Here is a 17,880-nt window from a genome sequence, read left to right as displayed (position 1 = left end):
CTGTTATGGCGCGCTGGCCGCCTGCGGGAACGACGGCATCGCGGATGCGTTGGTGCCCCACGTCGTGGCGCTCGCGTCGGCCGTCATCGCATACGACAGCTTTCCGCCCTTCGCGATCTGCTCGAACGGCAGCCACGCGGTGGAGTAAGGTGCGCCGTTCAGCTTCAGCGACTTCACATAGAACGACGCGCTGTCGCTCGACCCTGCCCCCGGCGCGACGATGTGCAGCAGGCGGTAGCTGCCGTCCTTCTGCCCGACGCGCACCGTGATCTTCTCGAACTGCGGGCTCGACAGCGCGACACCGCTCTCGCCCGGCACGACCGGATAAAGACCAAGCGCGGCCCACACGTACCAGCCCGAGATCGCGCCGAGATCGTCGTTGCCCGGCAGCCCGGCCGCGTCGGTGCCGAAATCGTTCGCGAGCGACGCATGCAGCACGCGCTGCGTATGCGACGGCGCACCGGCCCACGCATACACCCACGGCACGGCCATCGTCACTTCGTTGCCGACGTAGAAATACGGCTGCACGGTGCCGATGTTCAGGTGCGTGAAGAACGTGTCGAGCCGCTTGATGACCGGCGCGGCGCCGCCGGCCTGCGCGACCACGCCGGCGAGATCGTGCGGCACGTACCACGTGTATTGCTCGGCATTGCCTTCCATGAAGCCGGTGCCGTCGGTGACCCATGCGCCGGCCGACGTCTTCGGCTGGATCGCGCCCCGGTCGAACAGGTTTTCCCAGTTGCTACTCGACTTCAGCAGCGTGCCGGCCGTCGCCGTATCGCCGAGCGCCGTCGCGAAGCGCGACACCGCAAAATCGCGCACCGCGTATTCGAGCGTGTTCGAGGCGGTCTGGTTGTCGCCCGAGCCCGACGACGGCACGTAGCCGAGCCGGTCGTAGTCCGCGCGGCTGCCCATCACCGGCGTGCCGGCGCATGCGGCGCCCGGCGCCGTGCTGCGCTTCATGATCGACAGCGCGGCCTGCGTGTCGAAGTTCGTCGCACCGAACGCATGCGCGTTCGCGACGATGATCGAGCCCGCGTCGCCCGGCATCACGGCCGTCTCGGTATTGAAGTACGCCCAGCGCGGGAACGCGCCGCACGCCTTCGCATCGAGCACGAGCGACTGCACGATGTCGCTGGTCCGCACCGGATCGAGCAGCGCCTGCAGCTGGATGAACGAGCGGTCGATGTCCCAGCCGGAGAAGTTCGCGTACATCGTGCGGCCTTTCTCGACCTGACGTGTCGGCGCGGCCGCTGCGCCGTTCGACGCGTAGAAATCCGGGTACTGGCCGTTCACGTCGTTGAACACGTTCGGGTGCAGCGACGCGTGATACAGCGCGGTGTAGAACTTCGTCTTGTCGGCGTCGCTGCCTCCCGTGACCTGGATCGCATTCAGGCGCGCGTTCCACGCGGCGCTCGCAGCGCCGCGCACGGTGTCGAAGCGCCAGTTCCGGTTGCCTCGCGCATCCGTTTCCGGATTCTCGGCACGCAGGTTCGCCTTCGCATTCGCTTCACTGGCGAACGAGATGCCGAGCTTCATCATCACCTCAGGGTGCTTGCGGTCAACATTGAACGTCACGGTCACCGGGCTGTTGTTCGACAGCGCCGGCTTCGCCGCGAACGGCTGGCTGAATTCCGCGTAGTAGTAGACGGGCACCGCATGCCCGGCCCAGCAGAATCCGCCGCCCGCGATCGTGCCCGACAACGCGCGGTCGCCGACCTGGCGGATCGTGTCGCTCGTCGTGCCCTGCGCACGGTTGTTCAGCACGGTCGGATCGATCGCGATCGTCGCCTGCTGGCCCTGCGCGAGCGCCGGATACGTGAAGCGCGCGAAGCCGGTGCGCACCGTCGTCGTCAGCTCGGCCTTGATGCCGTTGCCGAGCGTGACGCCGTAATAGCCGGCCTGCGCGGTTTCGTTCGCGTGGCTGAAGCTGGCCGGCGTGCCGGCGTCGCCGGGCGCGAGCTGCGGCATCACGTTCAGGTAGCCGCCGTTCGCCCAGCAGCCGGTGCCGCTCAGGTGCAGGATGCTGAATGCGTTGATCGACGTGTCGCCGTACCAGTAGCCGCCGGAGAAGCCGGAGCCGTCGCCCTTGCTGCTGTCGTATTGGGCGGTCGGCGTCATCGGGCTCCATTGCATCATCCCGAACGGGACCGTCGGCCCGGGAAACGTGCCGCCGCCGAGGCCCGAGCCGACCGGGTCGGCCGGCTGGTCGGTCGCGTAGTCGGTGCCGATCAGCGGATTGACGTATTGCGCGACGCGGATGTCGGCGTTTTTCTTCGACGACTCGTTGCCGCTGCTGTTGTCGCTTTCATTGCCGTTGTCGTTGCCGCCGTTGCCGTTCTGGTTGCCCTGCGACTGCGCGGCAGCCGACATGTTCGCCGCAGCCACCGACGGCGAATCGCCATCGCCGCCGCAGGCAGACAAGACAACGCACAGCGCCAGCAGCGCCGTTCCCAACCCCCAGTTCCTGGACATCGCCCGTCTCCGTATCGTTCTTGAATCAGGATGTTGATTCGAACTACTGATCTTTAAATCAGGATGCTTTTGATGGATTCCGCTTGCCCGGCCGATCGGTCGAAAATCCCGGGTGCGTGTACTTATTTCCGTATTCGAGCACCTGGAAAAAGACGCGCCGGCATGTCGAAATACCGGCGCCCAGGAGCGGACAATGCGCACAAGCGTGCCCAAATAAACGCGTTTTCTCTACCCCGTGTTTTTACGAATTTTTATTTCGTTTATCTAAACACGAGGTTATTGATTCGGTTTTTATGCGAAATGGAACATTGAATGCACGATTGGCAATCAAGGCTGCTTCGGCAGATCGACATAGTCCTCGAGTTCGCCAGCGATATACAGCCGCTTGCCGAGTCGCGGGTATTCGCAGACGTCGTGTTCGAGCCGCTGCCCGCCGACGAGCAGTTCCAGCGGCGTATCACCGGTGTTCTGCACCGTATGCGCTTCACCGCCGCGCGGAAAGCCGATGAAATCGCCCGGTCCGATTTCACTGGCGCGTTCACCGATCGTGACCGCGCCCGTACCTGACAGCACGTAGACGAACTCTTCTTCGTACAGGTGACGGTGATACTCGGCCGATTCGTGACCGGGCATCAGCGTGAGCAGGTGAATACCGATTTGCGTCAGGCCGGTCAGGTCGCTGAGTTGTCGCTTGAAGCGAACGGCATTGGGATTCAGCGAATGCACCGCGCGCGTCGGTTCCATCTTCGCAATATCGGCGGCCTTCAGCAGTTCCCGGGGACAGGGAGTCGACATGGGGATCTCGCAAGCGTGAATTCTTTGGTTGAACGCGGCGCCGGCGTGGCGCGCGCAGCGGCCATTGTCCGACATTTTCACGCTTGCGGAGGGGTTGCGAGCCCCGCCATCGCGAGCGGCTAGCGCGCGTGAATGAGTGAACCTCCGCGCGCGCCGCCACTGCACTGTCGCCGCTCAGCGCACGTGCACGCCGCGCAGTTCCGTCAGCAACGCCACGAGACGATCGATGTGCGCGTCTTCGGTCCGCCACGACGACACGCTGATCCGGAACGCCGGCCGCCCTTGCCACACCGTCGCGCCGAACCACACGTCGCCCGACGCCTGCGCGGCCGCGAGGATCGCCGCCGTTTCATCGTCGGTGCCGGCGCGCACGAGCACCTGGTTCAGCACGACGCGGTTCAGCACGTCGTAGCCGGCGGCACGCAGGCCGTCCGCGACCCGCGCCGCCTGCGCGCAATGCTGCTCGACCATCGTGGCCACGCCGGCGCGGCCGAGCGAACGCAGCGCGGCCCACACGGGAATGCCCCGCGCGCGCCGCGAGAATTCCAGGTTCAGGTTCTTCTGCGCGTCCTGCGCGCCGCTCAGGTACACGGCGTCGCTGTTCATCGCGGTCGCGAGCGCGGCCGCGTCGCGGCAGATCACCATCGCGCCGTCGTACGGTGTGTTGAGCCACTTGTGGCCGTCGGTCGTCCAGCTGTCCGCGCCGTCGATACCGTCCGTCAGCGCGCGCTTCGACGATGCGCGGGCCCACAGGCCGAACGCGCCGTCGACGTGCACCCACGCGCCGGCCGCCTTCGCGGGCGGAATCAATGCCGCGAACGGATCGAACTCGCCGGTGTTCACTTCGCCGGCCTGCACGCAGAAGATCGTCATGTCGTCGAGCGGCGGCAGCTGTGCCGGGTCGATGCGGCCATGCGCGTCGACCGGTGCGACGACGAGGCGCTTCATCCCGAAACCGAGCACGCGCAGCGCTTTCTTCACCGTGATGTGCGCGAGCTCGGAGATCACGACCTTCACTTCGGGTGCGCCGATCAGGCCGTCCGCGTCGACGTCCCAGCCCTTGCGTGCGAGCAGCGCGCGCCGCGCGGCTACCAGCGCGACGAGCGTGCAGGCCGTCGCGCTCGTGCCGAAACCGACCGCGCTGCCTTCGGGCAACCCGAGCACGTCGACGACCCAGCGCGCGGCCTGGCGCTCGATCGTCGCGGCGACCGGTGAATTCGCGTACGACGACGCGCACTGGTCCCACGCGAGCATCAACCGCTCGGCCGCCGCCGCGGCCGGCAGCGCGGCGCCGATCACGAAGCCGAAGTAGTTCGGTCCGTTCGACGCGACGGTCGCAGGCGTGCCGCGCTCGTCGAGCAGGCGCAGCACGTCGTCGGCCGGGCGGCCCGTATCGGGCAGCGGCTCGTCGAACGCCGCCAGGCCGGCCAATGCGGCCGCGTCGGGAAACGCGCGCCGCTCGTTCGTCGCGGCCAGATACGCGTGCGCGCGCCGGTCGGCGTCGGCCAGCAATGCAAGTTCGTCCATGTCGGTTGCCTCGGTGGGAATCAGAGTTGCAAAAGATCGCGGCCGAGCTGCTGCAGCGCGCCGTCGATCCGCTTGTAGTACGTGAACTTGCCGGCGCGGGTCGCCTGCACGAGCCCGGCATCCGCGAGGATGCGCATGTGGCGCGTGGTCGTGGCCGGCGCGATGCCGAGCTTCTCGGTGATGTACGTGCAGCACACGCCGAGTTCGTCGAAATCGCCGTGCGGCTGCGGCGGGAAATGCTTGCGTGGCTGCTTGAGCCAGCGCATCACGGCCAGGCGGCTTTCGTTGGCCAGTGCGCTGATGCGGGTGACGTCGTCCATGGGTTCGGTTTCATTTAACGTTTCGAATATTAGCTAAATGACGAAATGTGGGCAATCGATTCGAAGGGCGACTTGAGCTGACGCTGTGGTGTGGCCGGTCGCCGTATCGGCACCGGATGCGATCGCGGCAGGCGCGTCGGTGCAACGCTTCGCACGCAGCGCCGGAAACGCGCTTCAGCTCGCCGTCGATGCTGAACGGCCATTCCGCGTACAAGTCTGGCCCGATACGCATTGCGATGCCGTCATGCGCGGCAGGATCGTCCGGATGCGGCTGCGTGCCGTGTGCGGCGAGATACGCGGGGGACGCGTACACCACGCGCCGCGCACGGTCGAGCGAGCGACTACGCACCGAACTGTCGCTTGGCGCGGCTCATCCGCCAATGCTGGGGATACAAGGGGCGCGCGTAAGCGTTACCGTGAAATGAAGGCGCGGTCAGTCAACGAACCCGCGCCCGCTTCCTTGTTCGAGAGGGAGGGTTCCCTCGCTCAATCCCACGGATTCACGATAGCAACGCCGGTTTCAACAAAATCGGCGACATTGCGCGTCACGACGGTCATGCCATGCACGAGCGCCGTCGCGGGCAATGAGTGCGTCACGCTCGGACCGCCGATCCGGTATAGGGAGTCGTGCGCATCGTTGCGCGATCGCCGTATCAACCGGCAGCACGCGACCCGCGAACTCCGGCAGGACATGCTCGTCAAGCCATGCCCGCAGAAGGGCGCCTTGAGCCGTGTCCCGGCGTTCGATCTGCAAGACGCCAGTCTCCAGTTCCATGATCGTGATTGCCGAAACAAAGCGCGTTGGCGCGTCAACGGTTGAACCCCAGGCCGCCAGGTTTCTGTCCGCCTTGCCCGTTCGTACCCTCCGGAGTTCCGACACGACGTTGGTATCGAGAACGAACATCATCAAAAATCAACCTTTTTGATACCGATCTCCACGCGCGGAGGGGCAAACTCGATGTCCTCGACACCGGGCATGGCCAACGAGTCGGCAATGTTGCGCCGTTGCTGCGTGAGACGCTGGTATTCCTCGAAACTCAGCAGCACATGGGCAGTCTTGCCACGGTCCGTAATGAACACCGGGCCATCCTTTGCTGCTTTCTTCGCTTTGGCCACGTCCTGGTTGAGCTCGCGACTCGAGAGCGTGGTGATGGTCATCATGCACTCCTCAAACCAATCAATGTAGGTGTGTTACATCAACAGATGAGATTGCGCGGCATTGCCTGCCCCGGTTGATCCGGCCCCGCGCGCGGCGTCTTCATCGATACCTCGTGCGCCTGCGCACGAACGCCATTTCCGGCGACAAAGTCGTCTAGCAGGAAGCGTCAATATGCACCGCAACGAATCGTCTCCGTTCGATCACGCGCCCCCGATTCCGAGGCCAACCCATGCCGAGCTTCGCCGTTGCCGAAACGAACACGCCACAATGGCCACCCGATGGGCATGGAGTTGGCGTCGCTGCATCGAATTCGACGCAACTGCATCGACATGCGTTCACGCCGGGAGCACCTCCGCCAACCTGTCGATCAGCGCCCGCACGCGCCGCGGCTGCACCGCGTTGCCCGGAAAGACGATCTGCAAATCGACGTCGCCCGGCGAGAACGCGCGCAGGACTTCCACGAGCGCGCCGGACGCCAGATCCTGTTCGACGTCGACCAGCGACTTCAGCGCGACGCCGTACCCCGCTACGCACCACGCGCGCACGAGGGCGCCATCATTGGCCACCCGCCGGCCGCGCACCGTCACGCGCCGGGGTTCGCCATCAACGCTGAACGGCCATTCGGCATACAGGTTCGGCCCGAAGCGCATCACGATGCAGTCGTGTGCGGCAAGATCGTCCGGATGCCGCGGCGTGCCATGCGCCCCGAGATACGCGGGCGACGCGCATACCACGCGCCGCGCACGGCCGAGCGAACGGCTGCGCAGCGAACTGTCGGCAAGCACCCCGCGGCGGATCGCGAAATCGAGCCCCTGCCCGACGACATCCACGTAGCCGTCACCCAGATGCAGATCGACCGTGACGCCCGGATGCTCGGCGAGGAACGCGTCGACGACGGGCACCACGCGCTCGCGTCCGAGATCGGCCGGCGCGCTTAGGCGCACGGGGCCCGACAGTGTCTGCACGCCGAGCCGCACGCGGCTTTCGAGTTCATCGGCCTCGGCCAGCAGGCGCCGCGCGCCGTCGACGAGCGTGCGGCCTTCGTCGGTCAGGCTGATCGCGCGCGTCGTGCGCGTGAGCAGCGCCGCGCCGTAGTGGCGCTCGAGCGCGGTCAGCCGCTCCGACATGGTGGCCGGCGACAGCCCGAACTCGCGGCCCGCCGCAGCCAGTCCGCCCTTCTCCACGATGCGCAGGAACAGCGCGAGATTGTCGAGCAGCATTATTCGCCCCTTCCGAACGATATTTTCGAAGTCTGCCCAATTATCCGAAATATCCGCAAGCGATACAGTGTGGCAACACTTGGCCACGCGGCCACCCTCGACACGTCGATCACCCAAAGGAAACCCGCTATGGAATACCGCACCCTCGGCCGCTCCGGCCTCAAGGTTCCCGTCCTGAGCTTCGGCGCCGGCACGTTCGGCGGCACCGGCCCGCTGTTCAGCGCATGGGGCAACACGGGTGTCGACGAAGCGCGCCGCCTGGTCGACATCTGCCTCGAAGCCGGCGTGAACCTGTTCGACACGGCCGACGTATATTCGGACGGCGAATCCGAGCGCGTGCTCGGCGCCGCGATCAAGGGACGCCGCGACCAGGTACTGATCTCGACGAAGACGGGCCTGCCGACCGGCAGCGGCCCGAACGACGCGGGCACATCGCGCGCGCGGCTGGTCCGCGCCGTCGACGACGCGCTGCGCCGCCTCGACACCGACTACATCGACCTGCTGCAACTCCACGCATTCGATGCGAGCACGCCGGTCGAGGAAGTGATTTCGACGCTCGACGATCTCGTGCGCGCGGGCAAGCTGCGCTACATCGGCGTGTCGAATTTCGCCGGGTGGCAGATCATGAAGTCGCTGGCGGTGGCGGACCGGCACGGCTGGTCGCGCTACGTGGCGAACCAGGTCTACTACTCGCTCGTCGGCCGCGACTATGAGTGGGACCTGATGCCGCTCGGCGCCGACCAGGGGCTCGGCGCACTCGTCTGGAGCCCGCTCGGCTGGGGCCGGCTCACCGGCAAGATCCGACGCAACACGCCGCTGCCCGAAGGCAGCCGCCTGCATGAAACAGCCAGCTTCGGGCCGCCGGTCGACGACGCACGCCTGTACGACGTGGTCGATGCGCTCGACGCGATCGCGGAGGAAACCGGCAAGACCGTGCCGCAGATCGCGCTGAACTGGCTGCTGCAGCGCCCGACGGTATCGTCAGTGATCATCGGCGCGCGCAACGAGGAGCAACTGCGGCAGAACCTCGGCGCGGTCGGCTGGGCGCTGACCCACGCGCAGGTCGCGAAGCTCGACGCAGCGAGCGCGGTGGAAGCGCCTTATCCGTACTTCCCGTATCGCCGCCAGCAGGCGTTCGCGCAGCTCAATCCGCCGCTGCGCGGGTAAGCGCCGGCGGCCTGCGGACCTGCGAACGCGGCCGTGCAGCGCTAAGCCGGCACGCGCGCATCGCCGAGCCGCACGACCTTGTCGCCCGGCCCGATGACCGAGCGCCGGTGCGTGATCGCCACGACCGTGACGTCGCGGGCCAACAGCCGCACGTGTTCCATGATGTCGCGCTCGGTGGCTTCGTCGAGCGCGGAACTCGCTTCGTCGAGGAACAGCACGGTCGGCTCGCCATACAGCGCACGGGCGATCGCGACGCGCTGGCGCTCGCCGCCGGACAGCTTCAGCCCGCGCTCGCCCACCGTCGTGCGGAAGCCGTCCGGCAGGCTCTCGATGAACGTCAGGATCGTCGCCTTCGCCGCTGCTTCACGCAGACGCTGCGCATCGCGCGGCCGGCCGAGCAGGATGTTGTCTTCCAGGCTTTCGTTCAGCAGCACGACATCCTGCGGCACGACGGCCACCGCGCCGTACCAGTCGGCGCGATCGATCTCCGCGAGATCGACGCCGTCGACGAGAATGCGCCCGCCGGTCGGCTCGATCGACTTCAGCGCGAGCTTGAAGACGGTGGATTTCCCCGCGCCGGTTTCACCGACGAGGAACGTGATCGCCCCCCGTTCGGCGACGAAGTCGACGTCGGTCACGCCGCGGCCGTTGTCGTACGCATAGGCGACGCGGTCGAACACGATGCGCCCGTCGCGCGGCGCGAACGCCGACGCGTGCGACACCTGCCGCTCCTCGGGCGCCGTCCACAGCGCCGCGAACGGCCCGAGCGCCGCGCGGGAGCGTGCGCACTCGCCGACCGCGCGCGCGATCATCTCGAACGGCTGGTTCAGCTGCAGCAGCAACGTGTTGAACAGCACGATGTCGCCGATCGACAGCGCGCCCGCCGCGTGGCGCGGCAGCAGCAGCCAGAACGTCACCGCGAACTGGATCGCGAGGCCGAGGCCCAGCGCCGCAAGATAGCGGACGTGCTGCAGCACATACGCGCGCCAGCTGTCGCGCACGACACGTGCTTTCTCCGAGAAACGTTCGTTCATCCAGCGATGACTGCCGAAATGCCGGAGCGTTTCCATCGCGTTGATCGCGCCGCCGACGAAGCGCGCATTCTCCTGCCCGGCCTCGATCGCGCGATCGAGGAACGCGCGCGAGCGCCGCGCGCCGACAATCGCGATCGTCACCGCGACCGCACCGTAGGCAGCGGTGATGGCCACGACCTCGACATTGATCAGTGCGCCGAGCGTGACGAGCGTCAGCACGATCTGCAGCGCGCCGGGGATCAGTTCCATGAGGCTCAGCTGCACGATCACCGACAGCGCCCGGCTGCCGCGCTGGTTCGCGTTCTGGATTTCGGCGGGATTGTGCTCGACGAAGAACGCCGTGGTCTTCTTCAGGATGCGCTCGAAAAAGCGCGTGCTGGTGATGAAGCCCAGATTCTCCGAGCTCATGAACGCCAGGTACTGCACCACGCGTTGCAGTGCGCTGGAGAGGCCCAGCAGCACCGCGTAGAGCACGAAGCCCGGGATCAGCGCGTGGACCACGTCGCGGTGCGACAGCGCGTCGATCAGGCGTGAGAACAGATAGGGGGCGGCAACCGCGCTCGCGCTCGACAGGATGACGACCGCCACGACCGTCAGCAACATCAGGCGATCGGCCTCCCAGTAGGCCCGCAGGACCTCGGTGATCGGATGCGACGCACGGGTGTCGTTCATGGCGGGATGAACCGGGCACGGCGCAGCCCGGTTGGCGGCGATGGGCGAAAAAGTCTAACAGAGTGAAAGGCGTGGCGTCGTTCGGGCGGGATGGCGGCGGTGTTGCGCGGAAGAAAGCCCGCGGCTCCAGAATGCGCGAAGGCCAAACCTGACGGCTCCAAGCGCAGCCGACGTGATCGCCGCGGGTTCTGCCTGACGGTCGACGTCGTGAGAATGTGTCGAATCGTGGCACCATGAAATGCGGTCATCATGGGCCTACCCATGGAGCCGCGAACTTCCTATCGTGAGACCTGCGACGCGCCGGCCGGATCGGCAGCGCACCCTCTTCTCCTCGACAGGTCCGCCAACATGAACGCCAACGACACCGGACTGACCGTACGCGCGGTCACGGAACACGACTACGACCAGTGGCTGCCGCTGTGGGACGGCTACAACCGCTTCTACGGCCGCTTCGACGACACGGCCCTGCCGCTGCGGGTCACGCAACTCACGTGGTCGCGCTTCTTCGACGGTTACGAACCGGTGCACGCGCTCGTCGCGGAGCGCGCCGGCAGGCTCGTCGGACTCGTGCATTTCCTGTATCACCGCAGCACGACGCATATCGGGCCGACCTGCTACCTGCAGGACCTGTTCACGCTCGACAGCGAGCGCGGCGAGGGCATCGGCCGCGCGCTGATCGAAGCCGTGTACGACGCCGCGCGTGCGCATCGCGCCGAACGCGTGTACTGGCAGACACACGAGACGAACCACACGGCGATGCGGCTCTACGACACCGTCGCGGAAAAAACGGGCGGAATTGTTTACAGAAAGACGCTGCCGCGCTGAGTACAGTTAGTCGGGTATTTATCCCCCGCTCATTCGACGCATTGGCGACCCGCCACGTGCGCGAGACCGTCGGTGGACATGTGCCGTCCCAACCCACGGTAGCCCGCGGGATACGAATTCGTCCTTTCACTGGATATTTGTATCCCCAAGGACACCATTTCGATATGTCAGTTTTCGTCGCTCATAATGGGGCCAGATTAACCCTCTGGACTGGCCATTCCCCTGCTCTGGAGCTTCAAATCTCGGCTATACACTCCCCGCACGTCCAACGAAATCAAACGTCTTCGGTCTCATCCGCCGCCCTCCCCGTCCCCGGTTGTTCCATTGGCGTGCCGTTGATCGCAGCCACGAGCGCCAGCACCCCGCGTTTTTCACGCAGCTTCAATTCTCGGAAGCCCGCAAGCAGCAGTTCTTCGTCGCGGGTTAGCGCCAAAGTTCCGGGGTCGGACGTGCGGCCGGTAAGCAAATACTGGACATCTACACCCAATTCCGCGATCCCTACCAGATAACTCACATCGGGAAGTCTGGCCCCTTTTTCGTAGTTGACCTGCGCATGTTGTTGAACTCCTCCCGCCGCCGCGAATTCGGTCTGGTTCATCCCCAGTCGTTTCCGCTCCAGCCTCAGGCGTACAGAAAATATATCCAGTTGATTCATTTCCATTGACATATGCTCAATTGACCCATAACATGGCTGGTATGGTCGATCGGACACTGACGGTAGCGAGATGCATCTGACAATGCCGTCGCTCTTTCGCAGGAGGCGATATGACTTCCACCTATGAAATCTGCGGCGCACTCTCCGTTGTCGGTGGCTTCCGACGCAATCACGCGCAGCAGTTCGCGCAAAGCTTGCCCGCTTCCGCGACCGTGTACTGCGTCACTGACGCCGTCACGCATTCGGTCATGATCCGCGTTCGCGGTGCACTTACCGATCAAGAGGTCACCTCTATCGAAGGCGATCTGAAAGAATTCTCCCAGAAGTGGGCTCGAACCGCCGCCGTATTCAGTCGCATACGGTTCGGCGAACAATCCCTCATGCCCCTCGCGCCGGGCCGACACGTCGAACGGTTGCAGGATCCGGCGAAAGAATACGTCCGGCATCACACGCCTACGCCGCCGCATTCTGATAGTCAAAACACTCAGATACTGTCGGCTCCGCTCGGATGATCCGCCAAGGCTATCTAAAAGCTGAGATTTTCGCCCCAATCGGGACACTGGTTTCCCCCCAACCTCTGGAGGTTCGCAATGGAAGAGCCCGCACCGTACAGCCTCTCAGGCGCACTGCCCGTCCAAGACGACTTGAACGATGAACAACTCGATCGGGTATCCCGGCACCTGAGCGGTATCGCCACCGTGTACGTGAAACACGACACCGTAGCGCATACCGTTTCATTGTGCATCTCGGGTACGTTGATGCGTGACGATGCGCGTTACATCGAACAACGCATCGAACGCTTCGCCGAGGAGCATGCTCGTGCGGCCTCTATTCTACTTAGCGAGTGGAACGGTGTGACGAGCGAGCTTGTTGTCGGAATGAACTGGGACGCCCAGTGCCTCATCAAGCTGGCAGCGATCCAGGAACAACTTGGAAAGCTTCCGGAACGATATTTCGATTTTCTCTTGCGACTGGAACCCGCGGGTGCACCAGCGCGTGGCAAGCAGTTCTTGTCGGTTTCGATCGAGACCAGCGACGAACAGCAGGTTGTGTAACGCAAGATCAGCGTTACAGATACTCCGCGCGAATAAGATGTCGAGGTGCCGAAGCACGGCGTTGGCTACCGCTCGTTTAGCAGGGGGCCGCCCGATAAGTCGGTAAACCATCCGAATTGAAAACCGCGCGAAACATCCGCGTCGCCGCTCATTCGCATGCGCTCAAAGCAGTGGCCGAGCCTTGATCCAGAGAAACAGCGGCACGCGCGCCCACTGTTTCAGTTGCTCCGTATCGGCATGATCGGGCGGCGGCTCACGCAGCGACACGATCGCAAACCCGGCCGCTTCCAATGCCTCCATGTATGCCTGCAGCGGCAGCGACCAACCCGCGAAGTGCATCGACAGCCCGTCGCGCGTTTCGACGCCATCGAAATGCTCGCGCCCGAAATAGCTGCCCTTCAGCACGAACGGCGCATCGTGTTGCGGTCCCGCGAAGCCACCGCGATCGCGGAACGGATGCACGAGCGAGATGAACAGCGTGCCGTCCGGCTTCAGCACGCGGCGCGCCTCGTTCAACGCGCGCTGCATGTCGTCGAGATCCATCAGCACGTTGTACGCCATCACGAGATCGAAGCTGGCCGCGTCGAACGGCAGCGACGCCGCATCGGCCAGCTCGTAGCGATGCGCGGAATCCGCGTGACGCGCGGCGTCGAGCATCGCGGGCACCACGTCGGTCGCGGTCACGTCGTAGCCGAGCGCCTTCAGCTCGCGGCTCACGCGGCCTTCGCCACAACCGATCTCCAGCGCGCGGCCGGTGTCGCGGCCAATATAGGCCGCGAGCCCCGCGCGGTATTTCCAGAACGCGTCGTGCCCCGGCTTGCCGGCCCAGTCGATCCATTGGTCGGCGACTTGCGTCCAGTGTTCGGTGATGGCTGTCGTGTCGGTCATGTGCGCTCCCGCCCGGTGTGCGTCGTTGGCTCAGGATGCGCATGGTAAGCCGAAGCGGCGGAACGCGTGAGCGGAGTACGCCGCTTTGCCGGTTTCCGTTTCCGGCCACGACGTTCTACAGTGACATAAAACAATCTGCGCCGTTGCACGTCGCCGCCGCCCGACGATACGCACCCGATTCCGAGGACATCCCATGCCGAGCATCCTGGCCGCGCCCGCCACTCTCCCCCCGAGCCCCGTCGCGGCAGAAACGCGCATGGTGCACGACGTCGCGACGCTCAAGCCGTCCGACTACCGTGCGGCGGACGGTGCGTCGTGGGTCATCGCCACCCTCACGCCGGCCGCGGACAGCGGCGCGAACGTAACCGGCACGACGTACTTCGACACTGCGAAAGGCCAGACCGTCCCGGTACCCGACGCGCGGCGCCGCTATGCGAATCGCGGCACGTGGCAGGTCGTCGCGAGCTCGAGCCCTTCCGTACCCGCCACCGGACGCTACGACTGGCTGACGCTCGCGTGGCTGCCGATCAACCGGCGGCCGCTGCCGCAAACGCCCGAGCACCTGTATTCACCGTTCATTCGCGGCGGCACGATCGTGTATCGATGGAATCCGGCCGCGGAAGGCGGCGAGCAGTTCGGCAACGTGCGGATGATCTTTCCGGAATGGACGCAGCAGGTGGCCGATGCGTTGCGGTCTGCGACAGCAGCGTCACCGGACGGGGCCAACGCGTCGTCTGCACCGCCACCGCTCGATCGCCTGAAAGCGGACACGAATCCGATGACCGCCGTGCTCGACTTCAGCGATGCACTGCGTGACGAGCCGGTCGAGAAGGTCGTCGCGCAGCTGCCGGGCCTGCTGCGGGTGAAGGATCTGCACGAACTGTCGGCGATCGTGTTCCTGTGCCTGTCCGGATCACGCGCCGAAGACCGGCCGCGCTTCGCGGAAATGATCCACGAGTCGATCGCATCGACCGACGACAGCGCGCGGCTGCTTGCGATCGCCTATGGCGCATTCGCCGCCGGCCGGGCGCGGCCTTATCCGTTCAACGATGCGGGGCAGACGGCGCGTATCAACGACGTATTCGGCGCGTTGAAGCAGCGGACGGCGGCACTCAACGTGCCGGTTGTGGAAGGGTCGCCTTGGTATGAGTTCTTCACCGCGTATCGGCTCGGCGGGGCAGTGTCGGGAAACCGCCCATAACGGGCAGCGGCACAACAGGCACGGTCAAACCGTCGCGCAACAGCCGCGTCGTCGCCCAAACTCGCCGCCGCCCGCCGTCTGACCCTCGCTAAGACCCGTCCTACGCAAACACCTGCGTGAATCGGCCCCGGCCGAATGATCCAGAAGGTGCTGCGTCTTACCATGGCATGACGCACCAACGACCGGCCGACCGACGTGTCGTTCGCGCCTCCGTCCGCCCGCTCCGTCGCACCTGCCACCGGCCCCGCGCGATTCGTTCGCGATCTGCACAGAAGATGTTCACCCGGCGGTGACGCGATTTCGACCCGGCCTCCCTATAGTTCGAACCACTCACTTTCCACCAGGAGCACACACATGTTTTCCTTCTCGATCCGCAACCTCGCCCGCTATGCCGTCCTCGCGTCGGCCGCCACCATGCTGCCCGCCGCCGAAGCCGCATCCAGCCTGCCCGCGACGCCGACGATCCGCGCAATGGCCGGTGCGCAGCCGATCGACCATCTCGATCCGAAGACGACCGCGCTCGTCGTCATCGATTTCCAGAACGAATACCTGAACGGCAAGATGCCGATCGCCGACGTTCAACAGGCGATCGCCAACACGAAGCGGCTGATCGCTTTCGCCGATCGCAACGGCATGCGCGTCTACCAGGTGCAGCACATCGCGCCGGCCGGTTCGCCAGTGTTCGCGCTCGGCGGCAAGACCATCGAGTTCATTCCCGAGATGAAGCCGCGTGCGACGGACACCGTCGTGCAGAAGGAAACGGTGAGCGTGTTCGCGAGCACCGATATCGACAAGCGCCTGAAGGCAGACGGCGTCAAGACGCTGGTGATCGCCGGCCTGATGACGCACGCGTGCGTGGCCGGCGCCGCCCGGGATGCCGCGCCGCTGGGCTACAACGTCGTGGTAGCATCCGACGCGTCTGCCACGCGCGCCATCGTCCGCGCTAACGGCCAATCGATCGACAAGGACACGCTGCACCGTGCCGCGCTTGCCGAGATCGAAGACACGTTCGGCGACGTGAAAACGACGGCCGACATCCTCGCGCTGCCGCTGCGCTGATCGCCCGTCGTGCCGCGCCGGCCCTGGCTGGCGCGGCGAATCCGGAAACCTTCCTGACCGCGCATCGGAACCCGCCATGGATCAGCTGCTCGCGATGCGCGTCTACCGAAACCTGGTCGAAGCCCGGGGATTCTCGGCCGCGGCCGATCGCCTCGACACGACCCATTCGACCGTATCGCGCCAGTTGAAGCTGCTCGAAGCGAGCCTCGGCGTGCAACTCGTCAACCGCAACACGCGGAATTTCTCGTTGACGCCCGCCGGCGCGCGCTACTACGACGCATGCGTCGACATCCTCGAACGCGTCGCGGCGGCATCGGAAGACGTGACCGACACGCCTGGCCAGCCGTCGGGCGTGTTGCGCGTCAGCATGCCGCTGTCGGTCGGCACGCTGGAGATGCCCGCATGGTTGCCCGCGTTTCGCCGCGCGTACCCGGACATCCAACTCGACGTGTCGTGCAGCGACCGCTTCGTCAATCTGATCGGCGAGGGGTTCAACGTCGCGCTGCGCATCAGCAGCGGCCTGCCGGACTCCGACCTCGTCGCGAGAACGCTCGCGCTATCCGATGAAATTCTCGTCGCGTCGCCCGACTATGTCGCGCGTCGCGGTCTGCCACGCACGCCCGCGCACCTCGAGAAACATGACTTGCTCGCCTATAGTGGAAGCGACGACCGGACGAGCTGGCGCGCCACGCCGCCGCGCGGTGCACCCGTCACGATCCGGCTCGACGGCCCGCTGCGCATCGACGCGATCACCGCGCTGCATGCGGCAGTGATCGCCGGGCTCGGCATCGCCGCATTCACGCACCATACGGTGCGGGACGACATCACGCACGGGCGGCTCGTCCCCATCCTGCCCGGCCATACGCTGGCGAAACGCCACTACTACGCGCTGTATCGGAAATCCCGGCATGTAACGCCCAAGGTGCGCACGTTCGTCGATTTCGTCGCAACGCTTTACGACGCGCACGCATGACGCGGCGGCGCGTTCGCGCCTGCTGCGCCGTTCAGGCCGTCAGCCGCAGCGGCCGCCGGCGCGATATTCAGTCGATCCGATTCGGGGAAATCGCGGCTCACGTGATCGAGCTCGAAAGAAAGCCATGGTCGACACGTGCCGAATCGATTTTCGATCTATTCGACCTTTTGAATCGCATCGTCCCGTGCTAGATTTCCGCCCGGCCACAGAGCCATCTCAAATAACCCGAACTAAAAAAGACCAAATCATGAAATCTGTATTCCGTCATGCCGCACTGGCACTGGTAACGATCGGCTTCCTGTCAGGCTGCGCGAGCAGCGTGACACGCGACGCCAGCGATCAAGCGGGGGCCATCGCAACGGCGTCGACGCCCAAATTCGGCTCGAAACCCGTGATCGTGCAAGTCACGCTCGACAACGCCGCCCAGGAAGCGCTGAAAGACAATCTGAAATTCAGCCCCGAGAACCTGAAAGGAAAAATCGAAAGCGCACTGGCCGCACGCAAGCTGCTGGCAAAGGCGGATTCGACCGATGCGATGCACCTGAACGTGGAAGTCACCGGCATTCGCGTGCGCTCGAGCTTCTCGGCCGTCATGTTCGGCTTCATGGCGGGCAACGATCATGTCGATGGCACCGTGACGCTCGTCGACGCCGACAATCATCAGGTCGACCGCTTCAAGGTGTCGGCTTCGTATGCGCTCGGCGGCATCGCCGGCGGCATGGACGATACGCGCATGAATTGGCTCTACGAGAAGTTCACCGAGAAGACGCTGACGACGCTCGAACCGGCGGCTGACGCGCAACAACAGGCAGACGCCGCGCAGGCGAAGAAGTTGTAATCGTCGACGCCCGACGG

At 65.2% G+C, this 17,880-nt stretch carries 17 protein-coding genes and 2 pseudogenes; 8 read left to right on the top strand and 11 right to left on the bottom strand.

Annotated elements, in window-relative coordinates; genetic code table 11:
- Positions 1 to 3: 3 nt before the first annotated feature.
- The 8 genes and pseudogenes from CFB50_RS19680 to CFB50_RS19645 all read right to left on the bottom strand — a co-directional run bounded on the left by CFB50_RS19680 (position 4) and on the right by CFB50_RS19645 (position 7,496).
- Positions 4 to 2,475 carry a GH92 family glycosyl hydrolase gene (locus CFB50_RS19680; RefSeq protein ID WP_089446948.1) on the bottom strand — a complete coding sequence of 824 codons (2,472 nt, stop codon included), beginning with the start codon at positions 2,473 to 2,475 and terminating at the stop codon, positions 4 to 6.
- 327 nt (positions 2,476 to 2,802) lie between these two features.
- Complete coding sequence (locus CFB50_RS19675; RefSeq protein WP_069250565.1) at positions 2,803 to 3,270, bottom strand: cupin domain-containing protein; 468 nt, start codon at positions 3,268 to 3,270, stop codon at positions 2,803 to 2,805.
- Between the two features lie 174 nt (positions 3,271 to 3,444).
- Positions 3,445 to 4,797, bottom strand: coding sequence for a pyridoxal phosphate-dependent decarboxylase family protein (locus tag CFB50_RS19670; RefSeq protein WP_069250564.1), 1,353 nt, complete (start codon positions 4,795 to 4,797; stop codon positions 3,445 to 3,447).
- A 20-nt stretch (positions 4,798 to 4,817) separates the two neighbouring features.
- On the bottom strand, positions 4,818 to 5,117 hold the full coding sequence (locus CFB50_RS19665; RefSeq protein ID WP_069250563.1) for an ArsR/SmtB family transcription factor: 300 nt from the start codon (positions 5,115 to 5,117) through the stop codon (positions 4,818 to 4,820).
- A 166-nt stretch (positions 5,118 to 5,283) separates the two neighbouring features.
- Positions 5,284 to 5,478: pseudogene (locus CFB50_RS40065) on the bottom strand (LysR family transcriptional regulator); the annotation flags it as partial.
- A 125-nt stretch (positions 5,479 to 5,603) separates the two neighbouring features.
- Positions 5,604 to 6,024: pseudogene (locus tag CFB50_RS19655) on the bottom strand (type II toxin-antitoxin system VapC family toxin).
- Complete coding sequence (locus tag CFB50_RS19650) at positions 6,024 to 6,275, bottom strand: type II toxin-antitoxin system prevent-host-death family antitoxin (protein ID WP_069252830.1); 252 nt, start codon at positions 6,273 to 6,275, stop codon at positions 6,024 to 6,026. Before CFB50_RS19650 ends, CFB50_RS19655 begins: the two are co-directional and overlap by 1 nt.
- Positions 6,276 to 6,611: 336 nt before the next feature.
- Positions 6,612 to 7,496, bottom strand: a complete 885-nt coding sequence (locus CFB50_RS19645; RefSeq protein ID WP_089446947.1) for a LysR family transcriptional regulator — start codon at positions 7,494 to 7,496, stop codon at positions 6,612 to 6,614.
- Between the two features lie 129 nt (positions 7,497 to 7,625).
- On the opposite strand from CFB50_RS19645, the gene CFB50_RS19640 reads away from it, so the two are divergent.
- Positions 7,626 to 8,663 carry an aldo/keto reductase gene (locus tag CFB50_RS19640; RefSeq protein WP_089446946.1) on the top strand — a complete coding sequence of 346 codons (1,038 nt, stop codon included), beginning with the start codon at positions 7,626 to 7,628 and terminating at the stop codon, positions 8,661 to 8,663.
- A gap of 41 nt (positions 8,664 to 8,704) precedes the next feature.
- Here the strand turns inward: CFB50_RS19640 and CFB50_RS19635 are convergent, their stop codons facing one another.
- Positions 8,705 to 10,369, bottom strand: coding sequence for an ABC transporter ATP-binding protein (locus tag CFB50_RS19635; RefSeq protein ID WP_089446945.1), 1,665 nt, complete (start codon positions 10,367 to 10,369; stop codon positions 8,705 to 8,707).
- A 348-nt stretch (positions 10,370 to 10,717) separates the two neighbouring features.
- Between CFB50_RS19635 and CFB50_RS19630 the strand changes: the two genes are divergently transcribed.
- Positions 10,718 to 11,194, top strand: a complete 477-nt coding sequence (locus CFB50_RS19630; RefSeq protein WP_069250559.1) for a GNAT family N-acetyltransferase — start codon at positions 10,718 to 10,720, stop codon at positions 11,192 to 11,194.
- 274 nt (positions 11,195 to 11,468) lie between these two features.
- Here the strand turns inward: CFB50_RS19630 and CFB50_RS19620 are convergent, their stop codons facing one another.
- Positions 11,469 to 11,855: a helix-turn-helix domain-containing protein gene (locus tag CFB50_RS19620; protein ID WP_373452964.1), complete on the bottom strand. Its 387-nt coding sequence runs from the start codon at positions 11,853 to 11,855 to the stop codon at positions 11,469 to 11,471.
- Positions 11,856 to 11,959: 104 nt separating this feature from the next.
- Between CFB50_RS19620 and CFB50_RS19615 the strand changes: the two genes are divergently transcribed.
- Positions 11,960 to 12,361, top strand: coding sequence for a hypothetical protein (locus tag CFB50_RS19615; protein ID WP_069250558.1), 402 nt, complete (start codon positions 11,960 to 11,962; stop codon positions 12,359 to 12,361).
- 78 nt (positions 12,362 to 12,439) lie between these two features.
- Positions 12,440 to 12,904: a hypothetical protein gene (locus tag CFB50_RS19610; RefSeq protein ID WP_069250557.1), complete on the top strand. Its 465-nt coding sequence runs from the start codon at positions 12,440 to 12,442 to the stop codon at positions 12,902 to 12,904.
- Between the two features lie 162 nt (positions 12,905 to 13,066).
- On the opposite strand, the gene CFB50_RS19605 is transcribed toward CFB50_RS19610, so the two are convergent.
- Positions 13,067 to 13,792: a class I SAM-dependent methyltransferase gene (locus CFB50_RS19605; protein ID WP_069250556.1), complete on the bottom strand. Its 726-nt coding sequence runs from the start codon at positions 13,790 to 13,792 to the stop codon at positions 13,067 to 13,069.
- Positions 13,793 to 13,985: 193 nt separating this feature from the next.
- Between CFB50_RS19605 and CFB50_RS19600 the strand changes: the two genes are divergently transcribed.
- From CFB50_RS19600 to CFB50_RS19580, 4 genes are all read left to right on the top strand, one after another.
- Positions 13,986 to 14,993 carry a hypothetical protein gene (locus CFB50_RS19600; protein WP_089446944.1) on the top strand — a complete coding sequence of 336 codons (1,008 nt, stop codon included), beginning with the start codon at positions 13,986 to 13,988 and terminating at the stop codon, positions 14,991 to 14,993.
- A gap of 354 nt (positions 14,994 to 15,347) precedes the next feature.
- On the top strand, positions 15,348 to 16,052 hold the full coding sequence (locus tag CFB50_RS19595; RefSeq protein ID WP_083266038.1) for a cysteine hydrolase family protein: 705 nt from the start codon (positions 15,348 to 15,350) through the stop codon (positions 16,050 to 16,052).
- 76 nt (positions 16,053 to 16,128) lie between these two features.
- A complete protein-coding gene (locus tag CFB50_RS19590) occupies positions 16,129 to 17,025 on the top strand; it encodes a LysR family transcriptional regulator (RefSeq protein ID WP_069250554.1) in 897 nt (298 codons plus the stop codon).
- Positions 17,026 to 17,272: 247 nt separating this feature from the next.
- Positions 17,273 to 17,863, top strand: a complete 591-nt coding sequence (locus CFB50_RS19580) for a DUF4410 domain-containing protein (protein ID WP_069250552.1) — start codon at positions 17,273 to 17,275, stop codon at positions 17,861 to 17,863.
- The last annotated feature ends 17 nt before the right edge of the window (positions 17,864 to 17,880 follow it).

Origin of the sequence: Burkholderia sp. AU33423, from assembly GCF_002223135.1 — a bacterium.
Classification (GTDB): Bacteria; Pseudomonadota; Gammaproteobacteria; order Burkholderiales; family Burkholderiaceae; genus Burkholderia; species Burkholderia lata_D.
Note: the sequence above shows the minus strand (reverse complement) of the source record. Positions and strands in the feature narration are given on the sequence as shown.